The sequence below is a fragment of the Spirosoma daeguense genome (assembly GCF_054776875.1).
In genome coordinates, this window is sequence record NZ_BAAHBF010000006.1 from 112,273 (window position 1) to 138,351 (window position 26,079).

21 protein-coding genes and 1 tRNA gene are annotated in these 26,079 nt (G+C 44.6%); 12 read left to right on the plus strand and 10 right to left on the minus strand.

Annotated features, from left to right (window positions below; translation table 11 throughout):
• Window positions 1–38: 38 nt before the first annotated feature.
• Together tig and ACYVD4_RS19835 are read right to left on the minus strand one after the other, a co-directional pair.
• Window positions 39–1,400, minus strand: coding sequence for a trigger factor (gene tig, locus ACYVD4_RS19830; RefSeq protein ID WP_460948699.1), 1,362 nt, complete (start codon window positions 1,398–1,400; stop codon window positions 39–41).
• Between the two features lie 107 nt (window positions 1,401–1,507).
• A tRNA-Leu gene (locus ACYVD4_RS19835) sits at window positions 1,508–1,589 on the minus strand.
• A 271-nt stretch (window positions 1,590–1,860) separates the two neighbouring features.
• On the opposite strand from ACYVD4_RS19835, the gene ACYVD4_RS19840 reads away from it, so the two are divergent.
• From ACYVD4_RS19840 to ACYVD4_RS19850, 3 genes are all read left to right on the plus strand, one after another.
• Window positions 1,861–4,131, plus strand: coding sequence for a RelA/SpoT family protein (locus tag ACYVD4_RS19840; protein ID WP_460948700.1), 2,271 nt, complete (start codon window positions 1,861–1,863; stop codon window positions 4,129–4,131).
• A gap of 124 nt (window positions 4,132–4,255) precedes the next feature.
• Window positions 4,256–4,765: a Fur family transcriptional regulator gene (locus ACYVD4_RS19845; RefSeq protein ID WP_460948701.1), complete on the plus strand. Its 510-nt coding sequence runs from the start codon at window positions 4,256–4,258 to the stop codon at window positions 4,763–4,765.
• A 221-nt stretch (window positions 4,766–4,986) separates the two neighbouring features.
• Complete coding sequence (locus ACYVD4_RS19850) at window positions 4,987–6,273, plus strand: adenylosuccinate synthase (protein WP_460948702.1); 1,287 nt, start codon at window positions 4,987–4,989, stop codon at window positions 6,271–6,273.
• A 106-nt stretch (window positions 6,274–6,379) separates the two neighbouring features.
• Here ACYVD4_RS19850 and ACYVD4_RS19855 read toward each other — a convergent pair whose 3' ends face one another.
• A complete protein-coding gene (locus ACYVD4_RS19855; RefSeq protein WP_460948703.1) occupies window positions 6,380–7,108 on the minus strand; it encodes a hypothetical protein in 729 nt (242 codons plus the stop codon).
• 239 nt (window positions 7,109–7,347) lie between these two features.
• Here ACYVD4_RS19855 and ACYVD4_RS19860 point away from each other — a divergent pair, with 239 nt between their 5' ends.
• Both ACYVD4_RS19860 and ACYVD4_RS19865 read left to right on the plus strand, forming a co-directional pair.
• A complete protein-coding gene (locus tag ACYVD4_RS19860; RefSeq protein ID WP_460948704.1) occupies window positions 7,348–9,102 on the plus strand; it encodes a GMC oxidoreductase in 1,755 nt (584 codons plus the stop codon).
• Between the two features lie 105 nt (window positions 9,103–9,207).
• Window positions 9,208–9,831: a hypothetical protein gene (locus ACYVD4_RS19865; RefSeq protein WP_460948705.1), complete on the plus strand. Its 624-nt coding sequence runs from the start codon at window positions 9,208–9,210 to the stop codon at window positions 9,829–9,831.
• An 85-nt stretch (window positions 9,832–9,916) separates the two neighbouring features.
• Here the strand turns inward: ACYVD4_RS19865 and ACYVD4_RS19870 are convergent, their stop codons facing one another.
• Both ACYVD4_RS19870 and ACYVD4_RS19875 read right to left on the minus strand, forming a co-directional pair.
• Window positions 9,917–12,445: an ATP-dependent Clp protease ATP-binding subunit gene (locus ACYVD4_RS19870; RefSeq protein ID WP_460948706.1), complete on the minus strand. Its 2,529-nt coding sequence runs from the start codon at window positions 12,443–12,445 to the stop codon at window positions 9,917–9,919.
• Window positions 12,446–12,495: 50 nt separating this feature from the next.
• Window positions 12,496–13,170, minus strand: coding sequence for a WbqC family protein (locus ACYVD4_RS19875; protein ID WP_460948707.1), 675 nt, complete (start codon window positions 13,168–13,170; stop codon window positions 12,496–12,498).
• A gap of 124 nt (window positions 13,171–13,294) precedes the next feature.
• On the opposite strand from ACYVD4_RS19875, the gene ACYVD4_RS19880 reads away from it, so the two are divergent.
• The 3 genes from ACYVD4_RS19880 to ACYVD4_RS19890 all read left to right on the plus strand — a co-directional run bounded on the left by ACYVD4_RS19880 (window position 13,295) and on the right by ACYVD4_RS19890 (window position 16,948).
• Window positions 13,295–14,167: a lysophospholipid acyltransferase family protein gene (locus ACYVD4_RS19880; RefSeq protein WP_460948708.1), complete on the plus strand. Its 873-nt coding sequence runs from the start codon at window positions 13,295–13,297 to the stop codon at window positions 14,165–14,167.
• A 105-nt stretch (window positions 14,168–14,272) separates the two neighbouring features.
• Window positions 14,273–15,334 (plus strand): helix-turn-helix domain-containing protein, encoded by a 1,062-nt coding sequence (locus ACYVD4_RS19885; RefSeq protein ID WP_460948709.1) that lies wholly within the window; start codon window positions 14,273–14,275, stop codon window positions 15,332–15,334.
• Between the two features lie 105 nt (window positions 15,335–15,439).
• Window positions 15,440–16,948, plus strand: coding sequence for a PQQ-dependent sugar dehydrogenase (locus tag ACYVD4_RS19890; RefSeq protein WP_460948710.1), 1,509 nt, complete (start codon window positions 15,440–15,442; stop codon window positions 16,946–16,948).
• Between the two features lie 154 nt (window positions 16,949–17,102).
• Here the strand turns inward: ACYVD4_RS19890 and ACYVD4_RS19895 are convergent, their stop codons facing one another.
• A complete protein-coding gene (locus tag ACYVD4_RS19895; RefSeq protein WP_460948711.1) occupies window positions 17,103–17,474 on the minus strand; it encodes a hypothetical protein in 372 nt (123 codons plus the stop codon).
• Between the two features lie 303 nt (window positions 17,475–17,777).
• Between ACYVD4_RS19895 and ispG the strand changes: the two genes are divergently transcribed.
• The 4 genes from ispG to ACYVD4_RS19915 all read left to right on the plus strand — a co-directional run bounded on the left by ispG (window position 17,778) and on the right by ACYVD4_RS19915 (window position 21,053).
• The gene (ispG, locus tag ACYVD4_RS19900; protein WP_460949309.1) at window positions 17,778–19,799 is read left to right on the plus strand and encodes a (E)-4-hydroxy-3-methylbut-2-enyl-diphosphate synthase; all 2,022 of its coding nucleotides are present in this window, start codon (window positions 17,778–17,780) and stop codon (window positions 19,797–19,799) included.
• Window positions 19,800–19,891: 92 nt separating this feature from the next.
• The gene (locus tag ACYVD4_RS19905; protein ID WP_460948712.1) at window positions 19,892–20,080 is read left to right on the plus strand and encodes a DUF6728 family protein; all 189 of its coding nucleotides are present in this window, start codon (window positions 19,892–19,894) and stop codon (window positions 20,078–20,080) included.
• Window positions 20,077–20,427 carry an MmcQ/YjbR family DNA-binding protein gene (locus tag ACYVD4_RS19910; RefSeq protein ID WP_460948713.1) on the plus strand — a complete coding sequence of 117 codons (351 nt, stop codon included), beginning with the start codon at window positions 20,077–20,079 and terminating at the stop codon, window positions 20,425–20,427. Before ACYVD4_RS19905 ends, ACYVD4_RS19910 begins: the two co-directional genes overlap by 4 nt.
• Before the next feature lie 68 nt (window positions 20,428–20,495).
• Window positions 20,496–21,053: a tetratricopeptide repeat protein gene (locus ACYVD4_RS19915; protein WP_460948714.1), complete on the plus strand. Its 558-nt coding sequence runs from the start codon at window positions 20,496–20,498 to the stop codon at window positions 21,051–21,053.
• Between the two features lie 9 nt (window positions 21,054–21,062).
• Here the strand turns inward: ACYVD4_RS19915 and ACYVD4_RS19920 are convergent, their stop codons facing one another.
• Genes ACYVD4_RS19920 through ACYVD4_RS19935 form a run of 4 tightly spaced genes read right to left on the minus strand, consistent with a single transcriptional unit; the run spans window position 21,063 to window position 25,998 of the window.
• A complete protein-coding gene (locus ACYVD4_RS19920; RefSeq protein WP_460948715.1) occupies window positions 21,063–23,213 on the minus strand; it encodes a ComEC/Rec2 family competence protein in 2,151 nt (716 codons plus the stop codon).
• The gene (locus tag ACYVD4_RS19925) at window positions 23,210–23,662 is read right to left on the minus strand and encodes a GNAT family N-acetyltransferase (RefSeq protein WP_460948716.1); all 453 of its coding nucleotides are present in this window, start codon (window positions 23,660–23,662) and stop codon (window positions 23,210–23,212) included. Before ACYVD4_RS19925 ends, ACYVD4_RS19920 begins: the two co-directional genes overlap by 4 nt.
• Window positions 23,663–23,690: 28 nt before the next feature.
• On the minus strand, window positions 23,691–25,058 hold the full coding sequence (locus ACYVD4_RS19930) for a M43 family zinc metalloprotease (RefSeq protein ID WP_460948718.1): 1,368 nt from the start codon (window positions 25,056–25,058) through the stop codon (window positions 23,691–23,693).
• Entirely contained in the window at window positions 25,036–25,998 is a 963-nt protein-coding gene (locus tag ACYVD4_RS19935; RefSeq protein ID WP_460948720.1) for a PhoH family protein, read from the minus strand. The genes ACYVD4_RS19930 and ACYVD4_RS19935 overlap by 23 nt, the downstream gene beginning before the upstream one ends.
• Window positions 25,999–26,079: the final 81 nt, after the last annotated feature.

The following is a 26,079-nucleotide window of genomic DNA, read 5'->3' on the forward strand; positions in this document are numbered from 1 at the left end:
ATTGATGGCCCTTCTTTTATTTAGATAGATAGTACGTATTAACGATTTTCTACCAGCGCTTTAAACTCTTCAACCGTTACGTCCTGATTAGCAATAGTCAATTGCGTTTTAGCGAACTCGATGATTTTGTCGTCGTACACTTGGTTGAACGTGCTGGTGTAATTCTGACCGTTGTTTTTCTCGTCCATCAGGTAATTGCGGGCAATCCGGTCGATGGTTTGATTCATCTCTTCATCGTCCGTGTTCGCAAAACCAAACTGATCGCGAACCATCGCCCGTGTTACGTTCAGAACTTCTTCGAAATCAACTTTAATATCGGCTTTGTCAGCAATTTTATTTTTGATAAGCTGCAACTTCACTGACTTCGAGAAATCGTCGTATTGCTCGTCAACCTGCTCAGGCGTGAATTTACCTTCGTTCACTTCCAGCAACCAGTTTTTCAGAAACTCGTCGGGGAGCAAAATTGGCGTATTTTCGAGCAGCGTTTTTTCGATGTCTAAGCGAAGCAGTTGTGCAGATTCGCGAGCATAGTTGCCCTGAATGATTTCAGCTACTTTAGTACGAAACTGTTCTTCATCTTCAACCGCACCAGCACCGAGCACTTTATCGAACAGCTCCTGATTTAGTTCAGCAGGTTCGTGGCGGGTAATATCATCGATTACAAACGAAAACTCTCCGGTCAGGTTAGCTGCTTCTTCAGCTTTTGCTCCCGTTGCATTTGCCCGTGCTTTCTCATCAGGGAACGCCTGATCAAGCACGAACGTAACGGTATCACCTTTTTTCTTACCGATAAACTCACCTTTCGATTCCTCCGCCATTTTATTCATAGGCAGAGCTGTTTTAGCCGAAAAGCCTGTTTCGCCTTCTGCTACGTTTACCTGATTAAGTTCACCGTAGATCGTGTCACCATCCCCTACTTCTTCACCGTGTGCATGCGTATGAAAACGCTGTTGCAAATCAGCAATCGTAGAGTTCACTTCGGTTTCACCCGCCTGAATATTGCTTTGCGTAACGCTTGGCAAATCGTTGAAATCAATATCGAATTCTGAAGCTAGACCCAGTGTATAACTAAAAGCAAAATCGGTCTGATTATCCCAATCGATAGCGTCGGCCTGTTCCCGATTTGGAACGGGGTCTCCCACTACCTGAAGTTTATTATCGCGGATATATTCGGTAACCGTTTTATTAAGCATGGCATTGATCTCATCGACCAGGATGCTCTTGCCATACATTTTCTGAACCAAAGAAGCAGGAACGTGACCAGGGCGGAAACCTTTTAGTTGAACCTTCCGACCGTAATCTTTTAGTTTTTTATCAACTTCCGGCTTATAGTCGGCAGGGGTCAATGTAATTTTCAGCGAAGCGTTGGTATCGCTGGCTTTTTCTAAGGTAATATCCACGTGTATATCGGTTTAAAAATAAAGAGCGAAAGAGTAAAAGGTTAAAAGAGTGAATTGTTATGGACAAACGCTCTTTCGCTCTCTCACTCTTTCGCTTTTAACTTTAGTACGGGCGGAGGGACTCGAACCCCCATGCCTTGCGGCACCAGATCCTAAGTCTGGCACGTCTACCAATTTCGCCACGCCCGCATGGCCTTTGAAGTTATAACGTTTTAGAGTTGTAGTGTTGCAAAGTTATTCCGATAAAGGAACTCAATAACCTTTCAACTTTATACCTCTATAACCGTATATCTCCGTGTTTGGGAGTGCAAAGGTATTAAAAAAAATCAACACGTCAAGCGATTTCCCAGAAATCTTGTAAGGTTTTATTTTTAGATAATATCACGTCATTTTTCGGCGATTATTTTGTTATCTTGGTATTACTTGTACTACAGATGCCATTACCTGCAACGAAACCATCATGATGAATACAATCGATCGCCGAACCAATCCAGAGCCGGTTATAGATCTGGAACTGGAACGGCAGGAAATCCTGAAACGTTATCGACGATTGCTGAGAGCCGCTAAACCCATGTTAAAAGGCGATGACGCGAAGCTGATCAAAAAAGCGTTTAACACGTCTGCCGAAGCACATAAAAACATGCGACGTCGGTCAGGCGAACCCTACATTTACCATCCGTTAGCTGTTGCCCAGATTGCCGTCGAAGAAATAGGATTAGGCACCACCAGTATTGTAGCTGCGCTGCTCCACGACGTAGTAGAGGATACCGATACAACGATTGCTGATATTGACCGAGCATTTGGCCCCAAAGTAGCCAGGATTATTGATGGACTAACTAAAATTTCGGGCTATTTCGAGTATGGTACGTCGCAGCAGGCCGAGAATTTCCGAAAAATGCTCCTGACCCTGTCAGACGACGTGCGGGTTATTCTGATTAAGCTGGCCGACCGATTGCACAACATGCGTACGCTGGACTCAATGCCCCGCGATAAGCAGTTAAAAATCGCTTCTGAAACCATATATATATACGCTCCTCTAGCTCACCGGCTTGGTTTATATACTATCAAGTCGGAACTGGAAGACATGTACCTGAAGCATGTTGAGCCAGAAGCGTATAAGGAAATCGCTAAAAAATTACGGGATACCCGGCTGGCGCGTGATCGGTTTATTAACCGATTTATTGAGCCAATCGAAAAAGATATGGCCGAAACCAAAATCAAATACGTGATTAAGGGTCGGCCAAAATCGATTTATTCAATCTGGAACAAGCTGAACAAATCAAAAAAACCATTCGAGGAAATTTATGATTTGTTCGCCGTACGTATCATTCTCAGCGTACCACCCGAAGAAGAAAAAGCGGCTTGTTGGCGTGCCTATTCAATTGTAACTGACCATTTTAAACCTAACCCCGACCGACTTAAGGACTGGATCAGCACACCCCGTGCTAACGGCTATGAATCGCTGCATACAACCGTAATGAGTAAGCAGGGTCAGTGGGTTGAGGTACAGATACGTACTGAGCGCATGAACGACATTGCCGAAAAGGGGTACGCTGCTCACTGGAAATATAAAGGTAACGAAACCCAGACCGGCGCCGGCATTGAAGCCTGGATCAGTCAGGTACGCGATATGATTGAATCGGCCGGAAGTGGTGATAAGAAAGCCGCCATTGAATTTGTCGATGATTTCCGTAGCAATCTATATAGTGAAGAAGTTTTTGTCTTTACCCCAAAAGGTGATCTTCAGGTATTACAACGGGGAGCAACTGCGCTTGATTTTGCGTTCGACATTCACACCCAGATCGGTGCCCGATGCATGGCCGCAAAAGTTAACAATACGTTGGTACCGCTCAGCTACGTATTACAAAATGGCGATCAGGTAGAAGTCATTACGTCGAATCGGCAGAAACCGAATGAAGACTGGCTGCGGTTTGTTGTTACGTCGAAAGCGAAAACCAAGATTAAGGATTTAATCAAGGAAGAAAACAAACGCTACGTTACCGACGGCCGCGAAACAGTTTCCAAAAAACTACGTATTCTCCGTATGGAGATGACCAACGAGGTTATCAACCAGTTACGGGCTTATTTCGGCTCAAAAACCTCGGATGATTTCTTCTATCGTATCGGAAAAGGTCACATCGACGTTGGCGAACTAAAAAAGTTCAAAGCCGACAAAGAAGCCAAAGAAAACCGTACGAACAAACTCAATACCGATACGTTGCCCGATGCAAAGGCATTCGTAAAAGAATTGAAGAAAATTCATGGCGAACGGGCGGATGCTGATATGCTGTTGATTGGTGAGGATATGGATCGTATTGATTATACGCTATCCAAATGCTGTAATCCAATTTCTGGCGACGACGTGTTTGGTTTCGTGACAGTAAATGACGGCATCAAAATTCACCGCGTTACGTGCCCCAACGCCGTCGAGTTAATGTCGAATCATGGCAATCGGATTATAAAAGCCAAATGGACGTCTCAGAAAGAGCTGGCATTTCTGGCCGGGTTACGTATCACAGGAACCGACCGGGTTGGCCTCATCAACGACGTAACACGGGTGATTAGCAACGAACTACATATAAACATGCGCTCGTTTGCTATTGATTCGAAAGACGGAATTTTTGAAGGGAACATAAAGCTCTACGTACACGATACTGCTCACCTCGATATTCTGATGAAAAAACTAGAACAAGTTAAAGGTGTGTTTGAAGTAGTACGTTTTGACTCGTAGAAGCATTCTAAATTTCAGGTTTCGGTATGTAGATTACCAAACTTGACTGCTTTACTCTACGTCATTACGCCTAAATCCTACGCCGAACACTTACCTTTGTCTTTTAAACTAATCGGAACCGGATATGCCTACGCCGACTGAAACAAATTTAGAGGCTGCCCAATCGATTTTTCGAGCCTATCTTGAACGGAAAGGACTTCGGAAAACTCCCGAACGCTTTGCAATCCTCGAAGAGATATACAATCGTCAGGACCACTTCGACGTGGACGAGTTGTATATCTCTATGAAAAATAAAAAATACCGGGTTAGCCGTGCTACGGTTTACAATACGTTAGACGTACTAGTCGACTGCGATCTGGTAACAAAACACCAATTTGGCCGTAACCTGGCTCAGTACGAGAAATCGTATGGATATCGTCAGCACGACCACCTGATCTGTACCGATTGTCATAAGGTAATGGAGTTCTGCGACCCGCGCGTACAGAACATCCAGAACATGGTTGGCGAAATGCTCAAATTTAACGTATTGCATCACTCGCTGATTTTTTATGGCTCCTGCACCCGCGATCTCTGCGAAAATCGCCAGTTGGCCGCTCAGGTAGAAAAAGAGGTTATAGAAACGGTAGAGAATTAAAACATCATGAATTCAACAGGCAATAGATACTCCTTTTTAAGGGTGTCTATTGCCTTTTTTTACGTTTGGCTTACCAGCGAACCAAAAAACTCGCTTGCTTTGTACCGAAAAACACATCATCGGCCAACTATCTAGCTTAGTATCATATCAATAGCACAAAGGCTATACTTTTTTTATGACTGGATGCGCCCGGTTGCGCGTTTTCCAAACTCTTTTTTCTAATGATTGATGTTTTATTGGGCCTCCAGTGGGGCGACGAAGGAAAAGGTAAAATTGTGGATGTTTTGGCGCCACAATATCAGGTGGTTGCTCGTTTTCAGGGTGGCCCTAACGCTGGTCATACACTCGAATTCAACGGTTTGAAGCATGTGCTTCACCAGATTCCATCAGGCATTTTTCGCGACGATATTCTCAATATTATTGGTAACGGCGTTGTGCTTGACCCGATAGTTTTCAAAAAAGAAATTGACGGATTAGCCAAATACAATTTACCCGTTACAAAAAATCTCCAGATTTCCCGGAAAGCTTCGATCATTATCCCTACCCACCGCCTTCTCGATGCAGCTTATGAACAAGCTAAAGGAGCGTCGAAAATTGGCTCTACATTACGTGGTATCGGGCCAGCTTATCAGGATAAAGTTGCGCGGCAAGGCTTACGTGTTGGAGACGTATTATCGCCAAACTTTCCGGAGAAGTATGCTAAACTCGTGGCGGCTCACAAAACGATTCTGGAGCAAAACCAATTCGATTATGCGAGTGTATTGCCTCAGGCTGAAGCCGAATTCTTTGAGGCAGTGGAGTTTATGAAGCAATTCCAGCTTACCGATAGCGAATACGCCATAAACGATGCACTGAGCAGCAAAAAGAAAATTCTGGCCGAAGGAGCGCAGGGTTCGTTACTCGATATTGACTTCGGATCTTACCCGTTCGTTACGTCCTCGAATACCATGACAGCCGGAGCCTGCACAGGTTTGGGCGTGGCACCAAAGCAAATTGGTGAAGTGTTTGGCATTTTTAAAGCCTATTGTACCCGTGTTGGAAGCGGCCCCTTCCCTACCGAATTATCGGACGAAACCGGCGAACGTATCCGTCAGGAAGGTCGCGAATTTGGTGCTACAACCGGACGTCCACGGCGGTGCGGCTGGCTCGATCTACCAGCACTGAAATACGCCATTATGATCAACGGGGTTACGCAACTGGTGATGATGAAAGTCGACGTATTGAATATTTTCGACGAGATCAAGGTTTGCACACACTACGTACTTCCCGATGGATCAACATCCGAACAAATGCCTTATGACCTGTGCGATACAGACGTAACACCAGTCTATAGAACATTTAAAGGCTGGCAAACCGACCTGACCAACATTCGTTCATTTAGCGATGTACCAGCCGAATTAGCCGACTACGTGTATTATCTTGAAGATACACTTGGCTTACCGATCAACTTTATTTCGACAAGCCCCGACCGGGAAGCCATAATTCATCGGCAGGCCATAGTTGCTTAGTCATTCCAAAAATCCCCGGCCAATATAGCCGGGGATTTTTTTATTGTGTCGGTTCATTTTCCAGTAAGTTATTAGGTCGACTTACCCCTTTATTTCTTGTATTATATTAGGGTCGATCAGTAAAAAAAGCTTTTCCTTTTACCATCCAGGCAAAACCAAATGCTTCTACAGCAAGCACTTCCATCCAGAAAGTTAAGCAATAAGTGTTGTAATAATCTTCAGGAATAAAACCCAGATAACCTAAAAAAATAACGATTAATGCACCAAGCATAGTAGCAGCACACACACGATAAATTCTGTTACGTATAATCTTTGCTTTGGGTCGTTTACTAGGAGGTAAAGCCGACCTTGTAAATAGAAACAAAGCCATGTAGGTTAAGCTCAGCAAAAATATAGCTGCTGATAAGTAATGAAATCCTTTCCTAAAGTCGCTATCTTTTAAATCTGTCACATTCACGGTAACATATTTCCCACCTGATAAACTAGCTAAATCATCAGTAGGAAAAAGCAGTACACACAATGCAGAAAAACCGGCTATAACAGATGCGTAAAAGTCGACAGTATCTTCTCCTTTATAAATAAGTAGGAATATAGCCAGAGCACTAACACTGATAATGAAAATTCCACAGGCACGTGTGTAATAATAATGGCTTATTGATGGTAAAACCGACGAGAAACCACTGTCTATTTGTAAAAATAGATACAGACAAATTGGTAGTGTTATACCTAAAATACCAACCAGTTGTCTAAGGGTATCTTGCCTTTTTAAGACAATATCCCCAGTTGTCTTATAGTTCGGCTCAAGAAAGCCTTCATTAGATGATTTAGAAGTCATAGAGGTACTTTCGATAATTAAATAAAATTACGTCTGGCAAAATAGATATATTAAAAGTCCATAAATTTTGACAACTAATAGCCGGGAAAATCACCCTTTTCAATTCCAGAAATCCATTCGATTCGCTGCGGTTTATCTTTGGTTGCATCATTGGCATGAATACAAGATTTGGCAAGAGTAAACAAGATTAAAAACTGCCTTTTAGCGGGTATACTCTCCTACTAACGATTTATTGCCGAATGGATACCCCACAACTCAAAAAAGCACCCATCGTTTACGACGTTGCCATTGTTGGCTCTGGCGCAGGGGGCGGTATGGCCGCTTATACACTTGCCAAAGCTGGCGCTAAGGTTGTGCTGCTCGAAGCCGGTGGTTATTATGACCCTGCTGACCCCAAATATATTACCCAGTTAAAATGGCCTTGGGAATCCCCTCGTCGTGGTGCCGCTACTGAATTCCGTTCGGGGGGAGATTTCGATGCAGCCTGGGGTGGTTGGCAAATCGATGGTGAGCCTTACTCGGCTAAAGATGGAACGGAATTCGATTGGTTCCGGTCGCGTATGTTAGGTGGCCGTACAAACCACTGGGGACGTATTTCAATGCGTTTTGGCCCTGATGATTTCCGACGTCGCTCGCTCAGTGGTGTTGGTGATGACTGGCCAATTACATATGACGACATGAAGCCATTCTACGACCGTGTAGACCGGCTCATCGGCGTTTTCGGCTCAGTTGAAAATATTCCCAACGAACCTGATGGAATTTTCCTACCTCCTCCTAAGCCTCGTCTTCACGAGTTAATGATTCGGAAGGGAGCACGTAGCATTGGTATTCCGGTGATTCCATCCCGCCTGAGTATTCTCACGAAACCAATCAATAACGAACGTGGGCAATGCTTTTATTGCCGACAATGTAATCGGGGTTGCCAAGCCTATGCCGATTTTTCAGCGTCATCGGTGCTTTGTATTCCGGCAGTAAAAACTGGCAACGTTACGTTAATCAATGGCGCAATGGCCCGCGAGGTCCTCACTGATCCGCAAACAGGTCTGGCAACAGGGGTCAGCTACGTTGATAAAGCTACGTTGCAGGAAATAACGGTTCGGGCTAAAGCGGTTATGATTGGTGCAAGTACGTGCGAGTCGGCCCGGATTCTGCTTAACTCGAAATCATCCCGATTCCCGAATGGTCTGGCCAATGGCAGCAACGTAATTGGCAAATATTTGAACGACTCAACTGGGGCCAGCCGTTCGGCCTTTGTTCCGGCGCTGATGGACCGTAAACGCTATAATGAAGATGGTGTTGGTGGTATGCACGTATTTACTCCATGGTGGCTCGATAACAGCAAATTAGACTTCCCTCGTGGCTACCATATCGAATATGGCGGAGGGCTTGGAATGCCTGCTAATGGTTTCGGCGCAGGTATTGAATCGCTCAATGGCATGATTCCGGGTCGCGATGGAAAGATGAAGACTGCTGGCGGCTACGGAGCTGGCTTAAAGGATGACTATCGTCGTTTCTACGGCGCTTATATCAGCATGTCGGGGCGCGGAGAACCTGTACCTCTCGAAAGTAACTACTGTGAAATCGATCCGAATAAAGTTGATAAATACGGGATTCCGGTACTACGTTTCCACTATAAATGGTCGGATTATGAAGTGAAGCAGGCTAAGCACATGCAGGACACGTTCGAGGAGATTATCCACGCGATGGGCGGTATTGCACTTGGGCCTAAACCCGGTCCTGATACCGCACATGGTTATGGCTTAGCCGCTCCCGGACGTATCATTCACGAAGTAGGGACGGTACGTATGGGAAATGATCCGAAAACATCGGCTCTTAACAAATACCAGCAGGCTCACGAAGTAAAAAATCTCTTCGTCATAGATGCGGCTCCGTTCGTCTCACAAGGTGACAAGAACGTAACATGGACTATTCTGGCAGCTTCGATGCGTACATCTGAGTACCTTATCGATCAGGTCAAACAGAAGAATATCTAGAATAGTTAAAATTCCTCCGTAACAAACAACCCGTAAAAGCTGGATTTACGGGTTGTTTGTTACAATCCTCTCAAAGACCAAACTATATCAAATTCACATCTAAAAATGGAAAAGTCAGCAAAGAAGCTGTCGAGCGATAAACTCCCCAAAAAGAATATTCTCGTACTAAGCTGTATTGATTTACGACTGACCGATGAACTTGTAGCCTTTTTAAATAAAGATAATTTACAAAATCGCTACGATCATTTTATTCTGGCCGGGGCTTCATTGCTTTGCACAAAAGACTATAAAAATGAGATTGAGGAGGAGCCCTATAAAAACCATGAACGTTGGTATAATACGCTTTTGGAGCATATAAATATTGCCATAGATCTGCATAAAATAAGTGATGTGTATATTGTTGAACATCAGGATTGCGGAGCATACACCCACTTTATTAAGAATGGTAAAGGCAAATTTCTATCCATCGAAGAAGAAAAGGAAGGGCATAAAAAGTTCGCCGTTGAGCTTGCTGCAAGAATTTATAATCATGAAAGACCGCATAAATTAATTGAGGAGCACAAGAATAAAAAAGATTTTAAAGTTATTGAAGAGACTTTCAGCCTAGGTGTCCATTGTTTTTTTATTGATCTACGAGGAGAGGTTGAACTGTTATATACTAAAAAAGGAAGAATAGCAAAAACGGTCGAACTATTAGACAGTACGAAAGTCAACAACACTAAAAGCTGATTCTTGCTCAAGGAATAATCTGAATTAAATTAAAACAAAAAGACCGGACGTTGCGTCCGGTCTTTTTGTTTTAATTTAATTCAGATTATTCTACTACAGCTTCTGGTTTTCTTACTGTAATGGTCAGATTCTCACCTTCGCCATCATAGTCAGCCATAATTACGTCACCATCTTTCAGCTCGCCCTTCAGAATTTCTTCTGCAACGGGGTCTTCGAGGTAACGTTGAATAGCACGGCTCAGTGGGCGAGCACCATACTGCTGATCATATCCTTTTTCTGACAGGAAGTCTTTCGCTTTGTCGCTCAGTTCAACCGCATACCCAAGGTTCGTTACCCGAGCCAGCAGTTTACCCAACATCAGATCGATGATCCGGTGAATATCTTCGCGTTGCAGCGAGTTAAACACGATCACATCATCCAGACGATTAAGGAATTCTGGAGAAAACGCCTTCCGAAGCGCGCTTTGAATCGTGCTCTTCATCAGATCATCCTGCGACTCAGCCGAACGTTTGGTAGCGAATCCAATACCTGCTCCGAAATCTTTCAAATCACGCACTCCAATGTTTGAAGTCATGATAATGATCGTATTTCGGAAGTCGACCCGACGACCAAGGCCATCTGTCAGGATACCATCGTCGAGCACTTGCAACAGAATATTGAAAACGTCTGGGTGTGCTTTTTCGATCTCGTCAAGCAATACTACGCTATATGGTTTCCGACGGATTTTCTCAGTTAGCTGACCGCCTTCTTCATACCCAACGTAGCCCGGAGGGGCGCCAACCAGACGGCTAACGCTGAATTTCTCCATGTATTCCGACATATCGATACGTACCAGCGCATCGTCTTTGTCGAACAGATACGTAGCAAGTACTTTGGCCAGCTCGGTTTTACCAACCCCGGTAGGACCAAGGAAGATAAACGAACCGATCGGTTTTTTCGGATCTTTTAAGCCAACGCGCGTCCGTTGAATGGCTTTTACCAGTTTTTCGATCGCTACGTTCTGGCCGATAACTTTTCCTTTCAGCTCTTCGCCCATGTTGACAAGTTTCTTGCCTTCATCGTTCGAAACGCTGGTTACAGGAATACCTGTCATCATAGCAACCACTTCTGCTACGTTATCCTCGTTAACTGTGTAGCGACGCTTTTTGGTATCTTCTTCCCAAGCTTGTTTTGCACGGTCAAGCTGGTCGATGAGTCGTTTTTCTTTGTCGCGGAGTTGAGCCGCTTCTTCGTATTTCTGACTCTTAACTACCTGATTTTTCTCTTTCTTGATATTCTCAATCTGTTCTTCCAGTTTCAGAATATCTTCAGGAACCGTAATGTTTGAGATGTGAACACGTGCCCCCACTTCATCCAGTACATCGATTGCTTTATCGGGCAGGAAACGATCCGAAATATACCGTTCAGATAATTTCACCGCAGCCTCAATAGCTTCTTTGGTGTAATTAACGTGGTGATGTTCTTCGTATTTATCCTTGATGTTGTTGAGGATTTCGATGGTTTCGTCAATCGACGTAGCATCTACCATAACCATCTGGAAACGACGAGCTAATGCGCCATCTTTCTCAATGTACTGACGGTATTCATCAAGCGTAGTTGCACCAATACATTGAATGTCGCCCCGTGCTAAAGCAGGTTTGAACATATTCGACGCATCGAGTGAACCCGATGCACCACCGGCACCAACTATTGTATGTAACTCATCAATGAACAGGATTACTTCGGGTGATTTTTCCAGCTCGTTCATCACGGCTTTCATTCGCTCTTCAAACTGTCCACGATATTTAGTACCCGCTACGAGCGATGCCAGATCAAGTGTTACAACACGCTTGCCAAACAACACCCGCGATACTTTTTTCTGAACGATACGTAGCGCAAGTCCTTCAGCAATAGCCGTTTTACCTACACCCGGCTCGCCAATCAAAATCGGGTTGTTTTTCTTCCGTCGACTCAGAATCTGAGCCACACGTTCGATTTCTTTTTCACGACCAACAATCGGGTCAAGTTTGCCAACTTCTGCGAGTTTAGTCAGATCACGGCCAAAGTTATCCAATACTGGTGTCCGCGATTTTTCGGAACCTTTATCTTTACTTTGCCCCGTTCCGCCACCACCGCCAAACATACCACGGTCATTGTCGTCATCATCGGTTTCAGGGCCCATCACCGGACGGCTTCCCGAAGATTGATACTCCAGCATCTCCTTAATGACTTCGTAATTAACATTGAACTTGTTGAGAATCTGCGTAGCGACATTGTCTTCATCACGCAGAATCGATAATAAAAGGTGCTCCGTACCAATGAGCGGGCTTTTAAAAATCTTAGCTTCCAGATAGGTGATTTTCAGGGTTTTTTCCGACTGACGAGTCAGTGGAATATTAGCCAGATTTTTCACATTATTGGTTGCGGTTCCTTTGGTGGCCTGCTCAATAGTGACCCGGAGTTCGTCGAGTGATATCCCGAGTTTCTTCAGTAGTCCAACTGCCACACCTTCACCTTCACGTATCATACCCAGCAACAGATGTTCCGTGCCGATGTAATCGTGGCCTAAGCGTAAGGCTTCTTCCCGGCTCAGCGAGATGACTTCCTTAACGCGATTTGAAAATTTTGCTTCCATTCGATTTAGGTGTCTCCTTAGGTAAGCGTACTACTGGCCTAACGAAGAGTTTAAAGGATTTGTTCATTCCTGAAACCTGCTTTGAGCACATCCAGAGCGGCTGGCCCCTGGCAAAATATCAGGTCTATAATACTAAGGTTTGGTACAAAATCAACGCCAAAGTTCTGCTGATAGGCCACTGACTGGTGGAATACATACGATTCGGTCCGTTGCCGTGGATTTAAGCGTGAACGAGCGTCAAAAACGCCGGTTTCCACTTCTTTTTCATAGCAATTTGTCAGGCTGAACGGCACTTTTACACGTAGCTGTTTCAGACAAATTGTCAGCAGTTCATAATTTATATCAAACAGGAACGTCCATTTTTTTTGATAAACAGGTTCCAGTTCAGGCGCGTAGTAGTCAAAAAACGGAGCTTTCCCGTAAGCGGCCCGCAAACAGCGCCAATGCTGTTGCTGCCAGGGCTGACCGTTATCAACACGAAGATTCCGAATAGGCTGGTGGTGGGTTCCCTGTTGAACAGGTACGGCCAGAGCATCCACTTTATTTGCCGTCAGAACATAGCAACGATTTCGGTAACTTTGCTTCTGGTAATGTTCCTCTGCCTCAATCTGAACGTGTTCGAACTGCATTAACCCCGAGATATAATCGATAGAGGGCAAATAATGTAATTCGATTAATAAACCGATAGACTGAGACTGTAACTGGTACTTTTCCAATAATGGCATAGGTATCTGTTCACAAATAAAGCAAAAAATCAATACCACCAACGTAAATTATACATTTTTAATTTTTTATTGGCGTTGCAACAAAACGGCGATTCCTGTTTGTTAATCCGCTATAGCTTATTGCATGTTGTTTTTTCGTCTGCTTTCATACCTGCCACTCTGGTTATTATATAGGCTGTCCGATTTTTTGTACTTTTTACTGCTCTACGTACTACGTTATCGTCGTCGGGTAGTGCTCGATAACCTGCGCCAATCCTTTCCGGAAAAAACACCGGAAGCTATTAACAAGATTGCCAAAGGCTTCTACAAAAACCTTACAGACTTACTGGTTGAGACGATTAAGATGCCCTCTTTGTCACCAGACGAACTTCGAAAACGCGTACAATTTACTAACGCAGAAGTCGTCAAAAAATATCTACAAGCTGGTCAGGCTGTTATTGGTATGGCTTCACATCAGAGTAATTGGGAGTGGATTCCATCGGCTTCGGTTCTTAACGGTATGCCAACCGACAGTATTTATAAAACACTGAATAATCCGTTTTTTGAAGAACTGATGCGGGAAGTACGTTCAAGTTTTGGAGCTGTTCCTGTGCCAATGAATCAACTCCCCCGAAGAATGGCTGCGCAAAAAGACGTAGCACGTATCATTGCGCTCGTTGCTGATCAGGTTCCCGACGTACCCGAACAGGCGTATTGGACGGACTTCTTGCATCGCGATACCCCTTTTTATCCGGGTACCGAACGGCTGGCACGTAGTAGAAATCTCCCGGTTATTTATACCGAACTGGCGAGAGTTCGTCGTGGTTACTATGCCGTTACGTTTACCTGCATTGGCGAGCCACCCTATAATGATTTACCAACTGGTGTTATTCTGGAACGCTACCGCGATTTGCTTCAGGAAACCATCCGAAAGCATCCGTCCGATTGGCTCTGGTCGCACAAACGTTGGAAACACTGGCGGGGTAAATACCCTAAGGTTGGCGCGAAACTGAATTAATATCCTTTGCAACGTAGCGAACCGAACGTAGTATATCTATTTCTTAACTAAAGGTGACAACTTCAATATATTGTGTACGTAATACCTAAGACATAACAGGTCAGGATGAACTTCAGTGACAAAGCCTTATTCTTTTTCAGTTTTCTGGGAGCATTCAATGGCTTACTGTTGAGTATTTACTTCTGCTTTTTTACAGCCAAGAAACATTTATCGAGCTATCTGTTGGCTGCGCTGTTGTTTATGGTTAGCATCAGGACTGGAAAATCAGTAGCTTATTTTTTTGATTACAGTTTACCGAAGACTTATCTCCAGATTGGTCTCACTGCCTGCTTTTTTATAGGGCCATTTCTGTATTTTTTTACGAAGGCAGAAATGAGTCAGATCAGAAAATTGCCCGATGCGTGGAGCAGACAGCTTTTTCTATGGACGATAGTCATTCTGGGAGTAGGTATTACATATCCTTATACGTACCATCCTCAGATATGGCGCAAGGTGGTAATTCCGCTAATCTACCTGCAATGGGGAGCCTATGTTGCTTTCGCCTTATTTTCAGTGATTCCGATCCTAAAAAAAATAACCAGACACGAAGTAGTAAAACCGTTTGAAAAATGGGTGCTTACAATCTGCGTAGCCATCACCATCTTGTTCGTGTCTTACGTCTGGGCAATTCTAAGTATTACCAAAGGCAGTTACATTAACGGTGCGCTCTGGTTTTCTTTAATCATCTATCTAGTCGTGTTCACCTTACTGTATCGCAAAAAAACGAATGACCTTTTTTCGTCATCTGCCCAACGATATACGGACAGGAAGCCCGAACAACAGGAAATTAATCTACTGATTGAGCAATTAGAGCAGATTATGATCGAAAAAAAGCTTTTTAAAAATCCGAATCTTAAGGTGAATGACCTGGCTAAAGAAATCAATATTTCCGGCCATTATCTATCTCGCATTTTGAATGAAAACATTGACAAGAATTTCACCCTTTTTGTTAATGAATACCGGATTACCGAAGCTTGTTCTATACTTTCTCAACCAACAAAGTTGACCATCGAAGCAATTGGAGACGAGGTCGGTTTTAATTCGAAGTCTACTTTTTTTGCTACGTTCAAAAAGATCAAAGGCACTACGCCGAGCGTTTATCAGCAGTCCGTTACTCCAGATTTATAAATCCGTACTACTGATCCAGTTTATAAGACTTTCACAGATAAAGTAGTTTCTAGTTTTGGCCGACCGAACAGTTAGTACACTTCGGGCAACCAAACTAGTTTCACTATGAAAAAACTGATTTTATTAATTGGCTTATTTACAACGTATCTCCCCACATTTTCACAAGCTCCCCCCACTGAAAGACTGTTAATAGAAAATACGATACAATTGTATTTCGACGGGTGGGCAACCGGCGACACTACGAAGCTAGGTAAAGCCATGCATGCTTCCTGCCATCTGAAGAATTACCGGGATGGAAAATTCACCGACTTTTCTCGTAGTCAGTATCTCAGCCTGTTCAAACCGCATGAACGACCCAAGAACCTGATTACCCGTATCGTATCGGTCGATATTACGAGCAACATGGGAAGTGCAAAAGTGGAAATCAGTACTGAACGGGATCTGTTTACCGATTATTTCAATCTGATGAAAACCAACGAAGGCTGGGTGATTGCCGATAAGGTTTCAACCCGTATATCCCATCGGGTTTTCGACATCAACGCCATACGACCTGAAAAAGAAACAGTAATGGAGGGATTGAAACGCCCATGGAGCATTGCCTTTCTATCGGAAGATGAAGCTCTGGTCTCGGAAAAAGATGGCGAGCTGGTGAAGATTAATTTACTCAGTAAAGAGAAAACAAAAATTGTCGGGTTCCCCTCCGATATGGCTGACAGTTTAATCGGATTTGGCGATAACACTGGCCGATTCGAAATTCTGCTTGATCCTAATTTCAAGCAGAACAATTTTATCTACGTTTCGTATGCTGCTCAAAAAGGAAATCTCAAAACCACAAAAATCATCCGGGCTATACTTGAAACGAATTCGTTGAAGCAAATCAAGACGTTGTTTGTCGCCGAGCCGTACACTACCGAGCGATACCATTATGGTGGCGGAATGGTTTTTGGAAAGGATGGGAAATTATATTTCACAATTGGAGAGCGCCTGTTTTCAGAAAAAGATCAACCGAACGTTCCAATAGCTCAGAATATTCAAGACAAGCGCGGTAAAATTTATCGTATTAATTCAGATGGAACGATCCCAAATGACAATCCTAATTTTGGCGATAAATCAGTGCCGGGATTGTTTGCTACAGGAATCAGGGCCGCACAAGGAATTACACTAGATAACGTTACTGGCAACTTGTGGTTTAGTGAACATGGTACACATCAGGGCGATGAGATCAATGTACTGAAAGCTGGTGCCAACTATGGATGGCCGATAAAAACGACAGGCAAATACCGCTACTCAGAATATGCACCACAACCTGACCCAACGATACGTTATTTAGACCCTATATGGCACTGGATACAAACCGTAGCGCCCACGGGTTTGCATTTTTACTCTGGCAACGAATTCGGGATGTGGAACCGTAACCTGCTCGTAGGAGGATTATCCAGAGGCAGTTTATGGCGGCTGGTAATTGACGGGGAAACTGTAAAAAGTACCGAGGAGCTTTTTACGGATAGTAGGGTAAGAATCCGTAAAGTGATACAAAGTCCTGCGGGGAAATTATATCTTCTTTCTGATGAAGTAAACGGCAAACTGATCAGGATTAAAAATGTAGCTTTTTGATAGCTAACCAGTTATCAACTTATAATACCCTATAAAAGAGATTACTCCGGCCTATTCCTTACGTTGGGATAGATCGGAGTAATCTCTTTTATGAATACAGTTCGTGAACCATACGATTCAGTCTGCTACGTTCTGAACTACATCAGCATCACGTTTACAACGTATCACGCTCAGCTTTCGCGGCACGCGACGAATCACGTTTTGCTTTAATTTTATCGCCTTCAGTAATGATGGCGTTTTCTGCTTTATCCAATCCTTTGTTTACGGCACGGCCAGTTTTAGTAGCTGCACTATCGACTGCTTCACCCGCTACTTTCGCCTTTCTTTTAGCACCCCGTTTCATTTCAGTAGCCGCATCGCCAATATCTTCACCGGCACTATTAAGGCTCTCTTTCACACGGGCTTTTCGCTCGGCACGTTCCTGTTTGCGCATTTCCTTCTTGCTCATGGCAGTCGAATCCTGTGCGTAAGCTCCTACACTGATACAAAACGCCAGCATCAATGCACCGATTAGTTTGGTTTTCATAACGTAACGTATTAGTTAATTGGTTGTATTTCGTATCTGGAATTCGCTCAAATTCAACATCAATCAAGCGATCCAATCTATATTAATTAACCAGTATAAGACTTTTTTGTTTGCATTTATCTACCTAACCAATTCATAATCAAGCAAGAAGTCAATTCTCTATAAATACAGTTTTGGAACGGAATAAATACCATTTAGACGAACATTAACCGATTTCTCTACGTTTTCCAGATAGTGGGTACGAAACCGAACCGCGTGTTTTTCCGTACCTTTGTCTGGTCAAACGGCTATGCCGATACCTGTATGTCCGATTCGATTCTTACTCCTTCATTACCCATCACAGCCAGAACCCCAGCACAAGCGGGTTCACCTGTTCTCTACACACCTTCGCTGACGCAGTACGTTCGTCGGAAAACGATTCCGGTAGCTATTGGCGACGTACCAATGGGTTCCGATTTTCCAATTCGTGTGCAGTCGATGACAACCATCGATACGATGGATACGCTGGGATCGGTGGAGCAGACGATCCGAATGATTGAAGCGGGTTGTGAGTATGTACGCATCACGGCTCCCAGCGTGAAAGAAGCGCAGAATCTGGAAAATATTCGAAAAGAGTTACGTGCCCGTGGCTATACGACGCCGTTGGTTGCTGATATCCATTTTACGCCCAACGCTGCTGAACTAGCCGCCCGAATCGTAGAAAAGGTACGTATCAATCCGGGCAATTACGCCGACCGCAAGCGGTTTGAATTCATTGATTATACAGATTCCGCATACGCTGCCGAACTGGAACGTATCAGGGCTAAATTCTTACCATTGGTACGTATCTGTAAAGAGTATGGTACGGCCATGCGTATCGGAACCAATCACGGTTCGCTATCCGACCGGATTTTAAGCCGTTATGGCGATACTCCAGTAGGTATGGTTGAATCGGCGCTGGAGTTTCTGCGTATTTGCGAAGACGAAAATTATTTCAATATCGTCCTGTCGATGAAGTCGAGTAATCCGCAGGTAATGGTTCAGGCTTATCGGCTGCTGGTTCAACGACTCGACGAAGAAGGGCTGAAGCCGTATCCGCTTCACCTCGGTGTTACCGAAGCCGGTGAAGCCGAAGACGGACGTATTAAATCAGCGTTAGGTATCGGTACGTTACTGGAAGATGGTATTGGCGATACCGTCCGCGTATCGCTTACCGAAGAACCCGAACGAGAAGCCCCTGTAGCACAGGCCCTTATTGAACGATATACAAATCGGGCAGCCAATAGCCAGCCTATTCCGGAAATTACTACGTATCCGATCAATCCATTTCAGTACGTTCGTCGCACAACCCACGAAGTAGCCAACTTCGGTGGACAGAACGTACCGCGTGTGATTGCCGATTTCAGTCAATCGCCCGTAACCCAGCACGACGATTTAAAACCCATAGGGCACTTTTACCTGCCTGAGCCAGATAAGTGGCGTATGAACGATCTCGGGGCCGACTATATCTATACCGGGTCGTATCCGGCAACGTTTATGCTTCCGAACGGACTGAGACAGATTCTGGATTATGCTACGTGGCAAACGGTTTCTGATCAGATCAATACGTATCCATTACTCAACCCAGATGCGTATCTGGAAGTCCTGAATAACCACTCGCTTTTACATCAGCGTTTGAATTTTATTCGGCTATCGTTAATTGATTTATCGACAGAGTTGCTCCAAACGCTACGTAATGATCAGACGGCCGTACTGGTTATCACTACGGAGAATGAACATGCGATGGCGGAGCTTCGTAGGTTTTTTGTTGAACTTATTAATCAGGGCATTACGCTTCCAGTAGTGGTTCAACGTAATTACACCAACGTACCAAATGAAGACGTAGCGTTATATGCCGCAACCGACGCAGGAGGATTATTGATAGATGGATTGGGCGATGGCATTATGTTATCGTCGTCGGCAAATGACCAGCTAAAATCGCTCAACAATCTGGCTTTTGGCATTTTACAAGCCGCCCGGACACGTATCACTAAAACGGAATACATTTCATGTCCATCATGTGGCCGAACGTTGTTCGATTTACAGGAAACAACAGCCCTTATTCGCCAACGTACCGACCATCTGAAAGGAGTTAAAATTGGCATAATGGGCTGTATTGTAAACGGCCCCGGCGAAATGGCCGACGCTGATTATGGCTATGTAGGCATTGGTCGGGATAAGATTGCGCTCTATCGGGGCCAGCAGGTCGTCAAAAAATCAGTTCATGCAGACCGTGCTGTCGATGAACTGATTGAGCTGATTCGAGAAGATTCCCGCTGGATTGAACCAACTTTAGTGAATGAATGAGGAAGTAAAGCCAATGTTTTTACCTCCAACTTTGTTACGTTACTAAACATGTCGTTGTTCATTTCACATTGTCAATTATACATTAACCACTTGTGAATCGATTCATTGATTATCTCAAAATTGGTCCGGTTTTTACTTACTTCATCCGTGTTTTCCGGAAACCTGACCCCAATCAGCCTAGTAGTACAAACCTACGTATTATGCACGGTATCAATCGGGTATCTATCGTCATGTTCCTGATTGCAATCATTGTGTACTCTGTTCGCCACTGTAGCCGATGAATGTTGAAACTCTGCGTGATTATTGCCTGAGCAAACCTAATGTAACCGAATCGTTTCCGTTTGGGGGTGATGCACTGGTGTTCAAAGTTGGCGGAAAAATGTTTGCTTTGCTTTCCACCGAAAGTCGCCCAACAACGATCAATCTCAAATGCGATCCCGAACTGGCCGTTCAATTGCGCGACGAACATAGTGCCGTTGCCCCGGGATATCACATGAATAAGAAACACTGGAACACGGTAACGGTCGATGGCCAGGTTCGTAGCAGTGATGTTCAGGAATGGATTGACCATTCGTATGAACTTGTTCGAAAAAGTTTACCCAAAGCAGTGCTGGCGACACTGACTTGATGATATTACGCTGGATGAAAAGCTAAAAACGTTGTAAATTCGCCTAATACAACCAACCTGACTTAGTTATGGAAGTGATGTTGTTGAGTCTGCTGTTCGGAGTCTACATGACCATCCGGTATTTCTGGATAGACCACGATACATCAGCCGAAAAAGACTTGAAACGATTTCAGAAGGGGGTTGAATTAATTAGACAGCGAAAATTCGATGACGCACATACGTACTTCAACGAAGCCGTTCGTCAATATCCAAAATCGGCCATCGCTTACGCCTATCGGGGAAAATGCCAGCTTGATCAGCAAAATTATTACTCGGCTATTTACGATCTGACCGAAGCTATCAGTCGCGATAATACGTTAGCAGATTGTTACTTAGATCGGGGAGTTGCCCTTTATCATACCGACGAATTTCAGCAGGCATTTCGAGAATTCGACAAAGCCGTCTGGTATTTTCGAGATGAAAAACCAGATGCTTACCGCTGGCGCGCTTTGGCACGTATTCGATTACGTCAACTCCCTCAGGCAGAAAACGATTTACGCAGGGCCGTTATGCTTGGTGATGAAAATTCGTTTAACCTGCTACGTCAACCGCCTTTCACCCGACCAAATCCGGTCATGAAATTTTAGTGCACTCGTTCACTCCAGTTCCGCTACGTAAGCACCCATTTGTCGAACCGAGTAACAAGTAATACTACGTTCTTTTGCTTCGGCCAGTAGTTTGTCGGTAAGTGGCGTTTTATTAGAATCGTCGAAAATAATATGGCGGGCCACTACGCGCCCATTGAGTTGTTCCCAGCTACGTAGCGCATTACGTCTGATTATCAGATAATCGACTACAGCTGGTAAACGCCAGGCTCCTGAACTATTCTTTCCTCGTGAGCCACTCAATGTATTGACAAGCAGAAAGGTTTTACCTTTCCATACCCACAAAATGTACTCTTTGCTCTGGTAATGAGCCGCTACGTTAGTTGGCAATTCCTTTTTTAGGTTGGCTACTGTCAGGTTTGAAACACCCCATTGCCCAAACGTATTTTTAAGATAGAAATCAAAAGAGCGGGTATCAGTGGTGTCGAGATCGGTCAATAACGTACTACTGTGTCCATTGGTGAGACTTATAGCCGTGCGATGTGGCAAAAAATGCACCGCTAGACGTTCCTGCTGATTTTGCGTGTATTCCCGCCATAGATTTAGCCCTGCCAGCAACGTAGCAAAGCCGCAAAGCGCCCATACATAAACTTTCTGGCGAGTTAGCAGTAAATTCACACCGGTTAGAATTACCGCAAAAACCAGCAGCATTTCTAGCGGAGATAGCCATAATCCATCCCAATTAGCCCCCGGCAACTCCCCTATTTGTGTCACTACGTAGTTGAGTAACAAGGCAACTTTTTGCAGAAGCCATCCCAGCACGTTGCTTACATAGGGCAACCAACTCAGTGCCAGCGTAGCCATTGCCAATGGAAGCAACACCGCCGACAGTAGCATAACCAGCGGATTAGCCAGCAGGAAATAGGTCGGAAACTGGTGGAAGTAAAAAACACCCAGTGGAAACGTGATTAACTGCGCTACTAACGCTACAGACGTAAGTTTCCAGAATTTGTCTATCCACTTATTGGATAACGTAACAGACTGATAAAGTGATGACTCCCAAGCTACAATACCCGCTACAGCCAAACACGAAAGCTGAAAGCCGGCTGAAAATAAAGCATATGGATCGAAACAAAGGATACAAAATGCAGAAACTCCTAATGAATTGAGCACCTGTTGCTGGCGTCCCATTGCATTGGCCAGAATTACCAGCGTGACCATGCAGGCGGAACGTAACACTGGCGGAGAAAATCCCGTAACAAGTGTGTAGAACCACAAAATAGCCAGTTGAATACCAGCCATCAGCAGTTTGCCACGTGGTCGCTTTGTCAGAAAGCCAAGCGCAAGAGTTAGTACGTTGAACAAAATGCCGACATGCAGCCCAGAAACAGATAGAATATGAACAGCCCCAGCCGTTGAATAAGCCCGGTACGTATCCGTATCCAGATCATCGCGAACGCCCAGAAGCATGGCATTGACAATACCAAACTCCGCGCGAGAACCGATCTGCTGAATAAACGTAACGTCGGCCCATCGATTCACCAACGTAGCAAGTTGAATCAAACGGCTGGGTGGTTCTAAGCCGAGAAGTTGTCGCTGGTAAGGACGGAGATATTGCTGGTGGTAAATATTTCGATAACTAAGATATCGCTTATAGTTGAACTCACCTGGATTCAAGGGTGGGTCAATCACTCGCGGAGCCCCAGAAACCAGCCAAACTTCGCCATAGCGTGGCATAGTCTGACCAGCCTTGTCCAGATAAACAATTACTCGTCCAGTTAACGGCTGCCACAAGGCCGTTTCGCTACGTCTTGTCAGCTTATTATTTTGCCATTGCCCTCGTCGAATTTCTAATTCAACCCGAAAGGTTTTGGCTCTCGCTTCGGGTTGGGCGACTACAACACCTTCATAAGCCTTGAGCGTATCGACCAGATGAACAAGGTTATCAGGCCGATTGCTGGCAGTACGTTGCCAGGTAAATTCCCAGCCTAAGGCAAGTAAAAGAAGCAAACCACCAATACCTGACGTCAGACGGACAGGTTTAATACGTTTTAGCGTATTCTGGAGATGAGCCCAAGCCAGTAGACCTGCCCCAATCAATAAAGCGAGCAAAGGCACCTGATAAAAATCAGGCAATAGTACATAAAGTATGATTCCGGTTGCCAATGCCGCTACGTAGCGAACAAAAGGAAGCCCTCTCATTCTGTTTTATAGGCCGATCCGGGTAACACCATTTTGAAATGCTGGATGTTGGCCTCTTCAAACATTGAACCAACCGGAACGAAGCCAAAACCAGCGTAGAGCGGCATCGCGGTTACCTGAGCGTGAAGATAGATTCGCTCAATGGGTTCGGGTTGCTGACTGAATACGTCGTCAAGAACAGCCTGAACTAATGCTTTACCCACTCCTTTACCCCGACAGCCACTTAATACGGCAAATCGTTCAAGTTTAACTCCCTCTGAAGTTCGGCGCCAACGGGCTGTTCCACAGGGTTCACCGTTGGCACGAGCCAGAAAATGGCGGCTGGTTTCCTCAAATTCGTCATACTCTTCCCGTGCGGATACGCGCTGTTCTTCAACAAAAACCTTCCGTCGTATGGCAAAAGCCTGTTCAAGATCGTCGGGATTGGAAATAGGTAATACGTCAATCATAACCAGGATAATTTTCAGTTAACGGCAACTACAGTACCAGTAAGCGCTTACTGGTAACTTCGTTATCTGTTTTTACCCGGACAATATACACACCTTTAGTCAATCCGTTGACAGATAAGGAAACGCGCGTGCTTGGAGAATCAGTATAAGATGAACTACGTAGATAACGACCGTTCAGATCGAGCAAGTCAATCATAAACGATTGATAACCCTTTAACTGCACATCAATTGTGGGATCACTAACGGCGGGGTTCGGGTAAACATTAATTGTTAATGCTTCTGTTTCGGCCAAAGGAGCGGACACCGATTTAATAAGTCGGGCACGTGGTGGACTGAGCATTAGCACCCGTCGCATCCGGGCTACCTGACCGGCGGTAAACATATTCATGCAAACATCTGGCGAATACATCAGGTAATTTTCGATGAGCGACCGTACGGGTCTCCCTGTGCAGTTCGAAAAAATATCGTTACAAAAGCGAGTCTGATTGAGGCTCTCGGTAGGGGGTGTATCTACAACAAAATCATCGCCACAGATACCATCGCCATTTGGGTGAAATAAGCCCAGCCAATGACCGATTTCATGGGTAGTAGTACGTCCGAGCGCATATAACGAACTGGTAACGGTACCAATTTGCTTACCGAAATAGCGATAATCAATGATTGAGCCGTCCGTAAATTCGTTCGCATCGCCCGGTGCTATCAAGCCATTTAACGTATCGGCTGCTACCGGAAACTGCGTAAAACCTAAATAGCTTTCGACGGTAGTTACCCAGATATTAAGGTAGCGATCGCTGGGCCAATAGGCAATTTGCGACAGTAGCCGATCGTCTGTAAATACGTTGAATGATGTTTTATTTGGGTAATAGTGCCGGGTTATTCCTGTTGAAGCCTTGCCATTTGGGTCGGTTGTAGCCAGAAAAAACTCGATTCCGGCATCGGCTCCAATCGGGCTGGTATTATAGCCGTTTGTGCCCGGTTTGCGCCGGTAATCTTCATTCAGCACCTGAATCTGCGACCGAATCTGTTCGTCTGAAATATTGCTGTTATTTGATCCACCAGTTGAGCCAGAAGCATTGTTATGTACTACGTGTACAACAATTGGTATTCGATAAACGGTATCGATGGCCTGCTGACGTAGCGAAGGAGACCTATCTTCCAGTTCCTGAAGCTGACGATTCAGTTTGTTAATCAATCGTAGACGATTGGGATCGCGCTGTTGTAGAATCTGTTCACGAACCGACGTAGCGCAGCGATTTGCTACGTCTTCATCTGTTACGTTTGCTGAGGTTGATTGGGTCCAACCGATTGATGTGAACATACACAGAAACGAACCGGCCAGCCAACCGATTCGTTTCCATTTTTGTGAAGTCAGGCTATTGTTGCCCTGCTTTATCATACGCATTAATAATTTCACGAACGAGTCGGTGACGCACTACGTCGCGCCCATCAAGTTCAACGAAGGCAATCCCTTTGATATTTTTCAAAATATCGACCGACTCAATAAGTCCCGATTTCTGCCGATTTGGGAGGTCAATCTGCGATCGGTCGCCGGTGATAATCGCCTTTGAGGTTGGCCCCATCCGCGTCAGAAACATCTTCATCTGCATCGTGGTCGTGTTCTGAGCCTCATCGAGCAGAATAAATGCATTGTTGAGCGTACGACCACGCATGTAAGCCAGTGGTGCAATTTCAATGATTCTGTTTTCCGTATAAAACTTAAGTTTCTCGGCTGGAATCATATCATCGAGCGCATCATAAATCGGACGCAAATAAGGGTCGATCTTTTCTTTTAAATCGCCCGGTAAAAATCCTAAATTCTCGCCCGCTTCAACCGCAGGGCGGGTAATAATGATTTTTTTTACTTCCTTGTTTTTTAACGCCCGTACGGCAATAGCCACAGCCGTGTAGGTTTTTCCGGTTCCGGCTGGCCCAACGGCAAAAACCAGATCGTGTTTTTCGGCGGCTTCAACCAAGCGTTTCTGGTTATCGGTACGGGTCCGAACCACTATACCCCGGTTTCCGTATACCAGAACTTCATCATCTTCGGGCGGTATGGGCGGAGTTACTCCACTTATTGGCTGCCCACTGTGGCTAATGTAATTCTGAATACTTTCCTGGGTTAGTTTCCCATATTTCTGGTAATGCTCAAGTAGAGATTCCAAAATATCGCTGATTCGACTAATTTCCGACGTAGTACCTTTTATCCGGATTTCATTTCCGCGCGAAATAATTTTACTCATCGGAAAGGCGGCTGCCACCTCTTTGATATTATTATTTTCCACGCCCAGAAAGTCGATGAGCGAGACATTGTCGAGGGTGATGACTTTTTCGACCAAATGATAAATTGATTTAGTTGGTTATTCCGAAAAATAAGCGATTTGTTTGCTTCTACAACGTATTTTGTGAAAAATTTATTC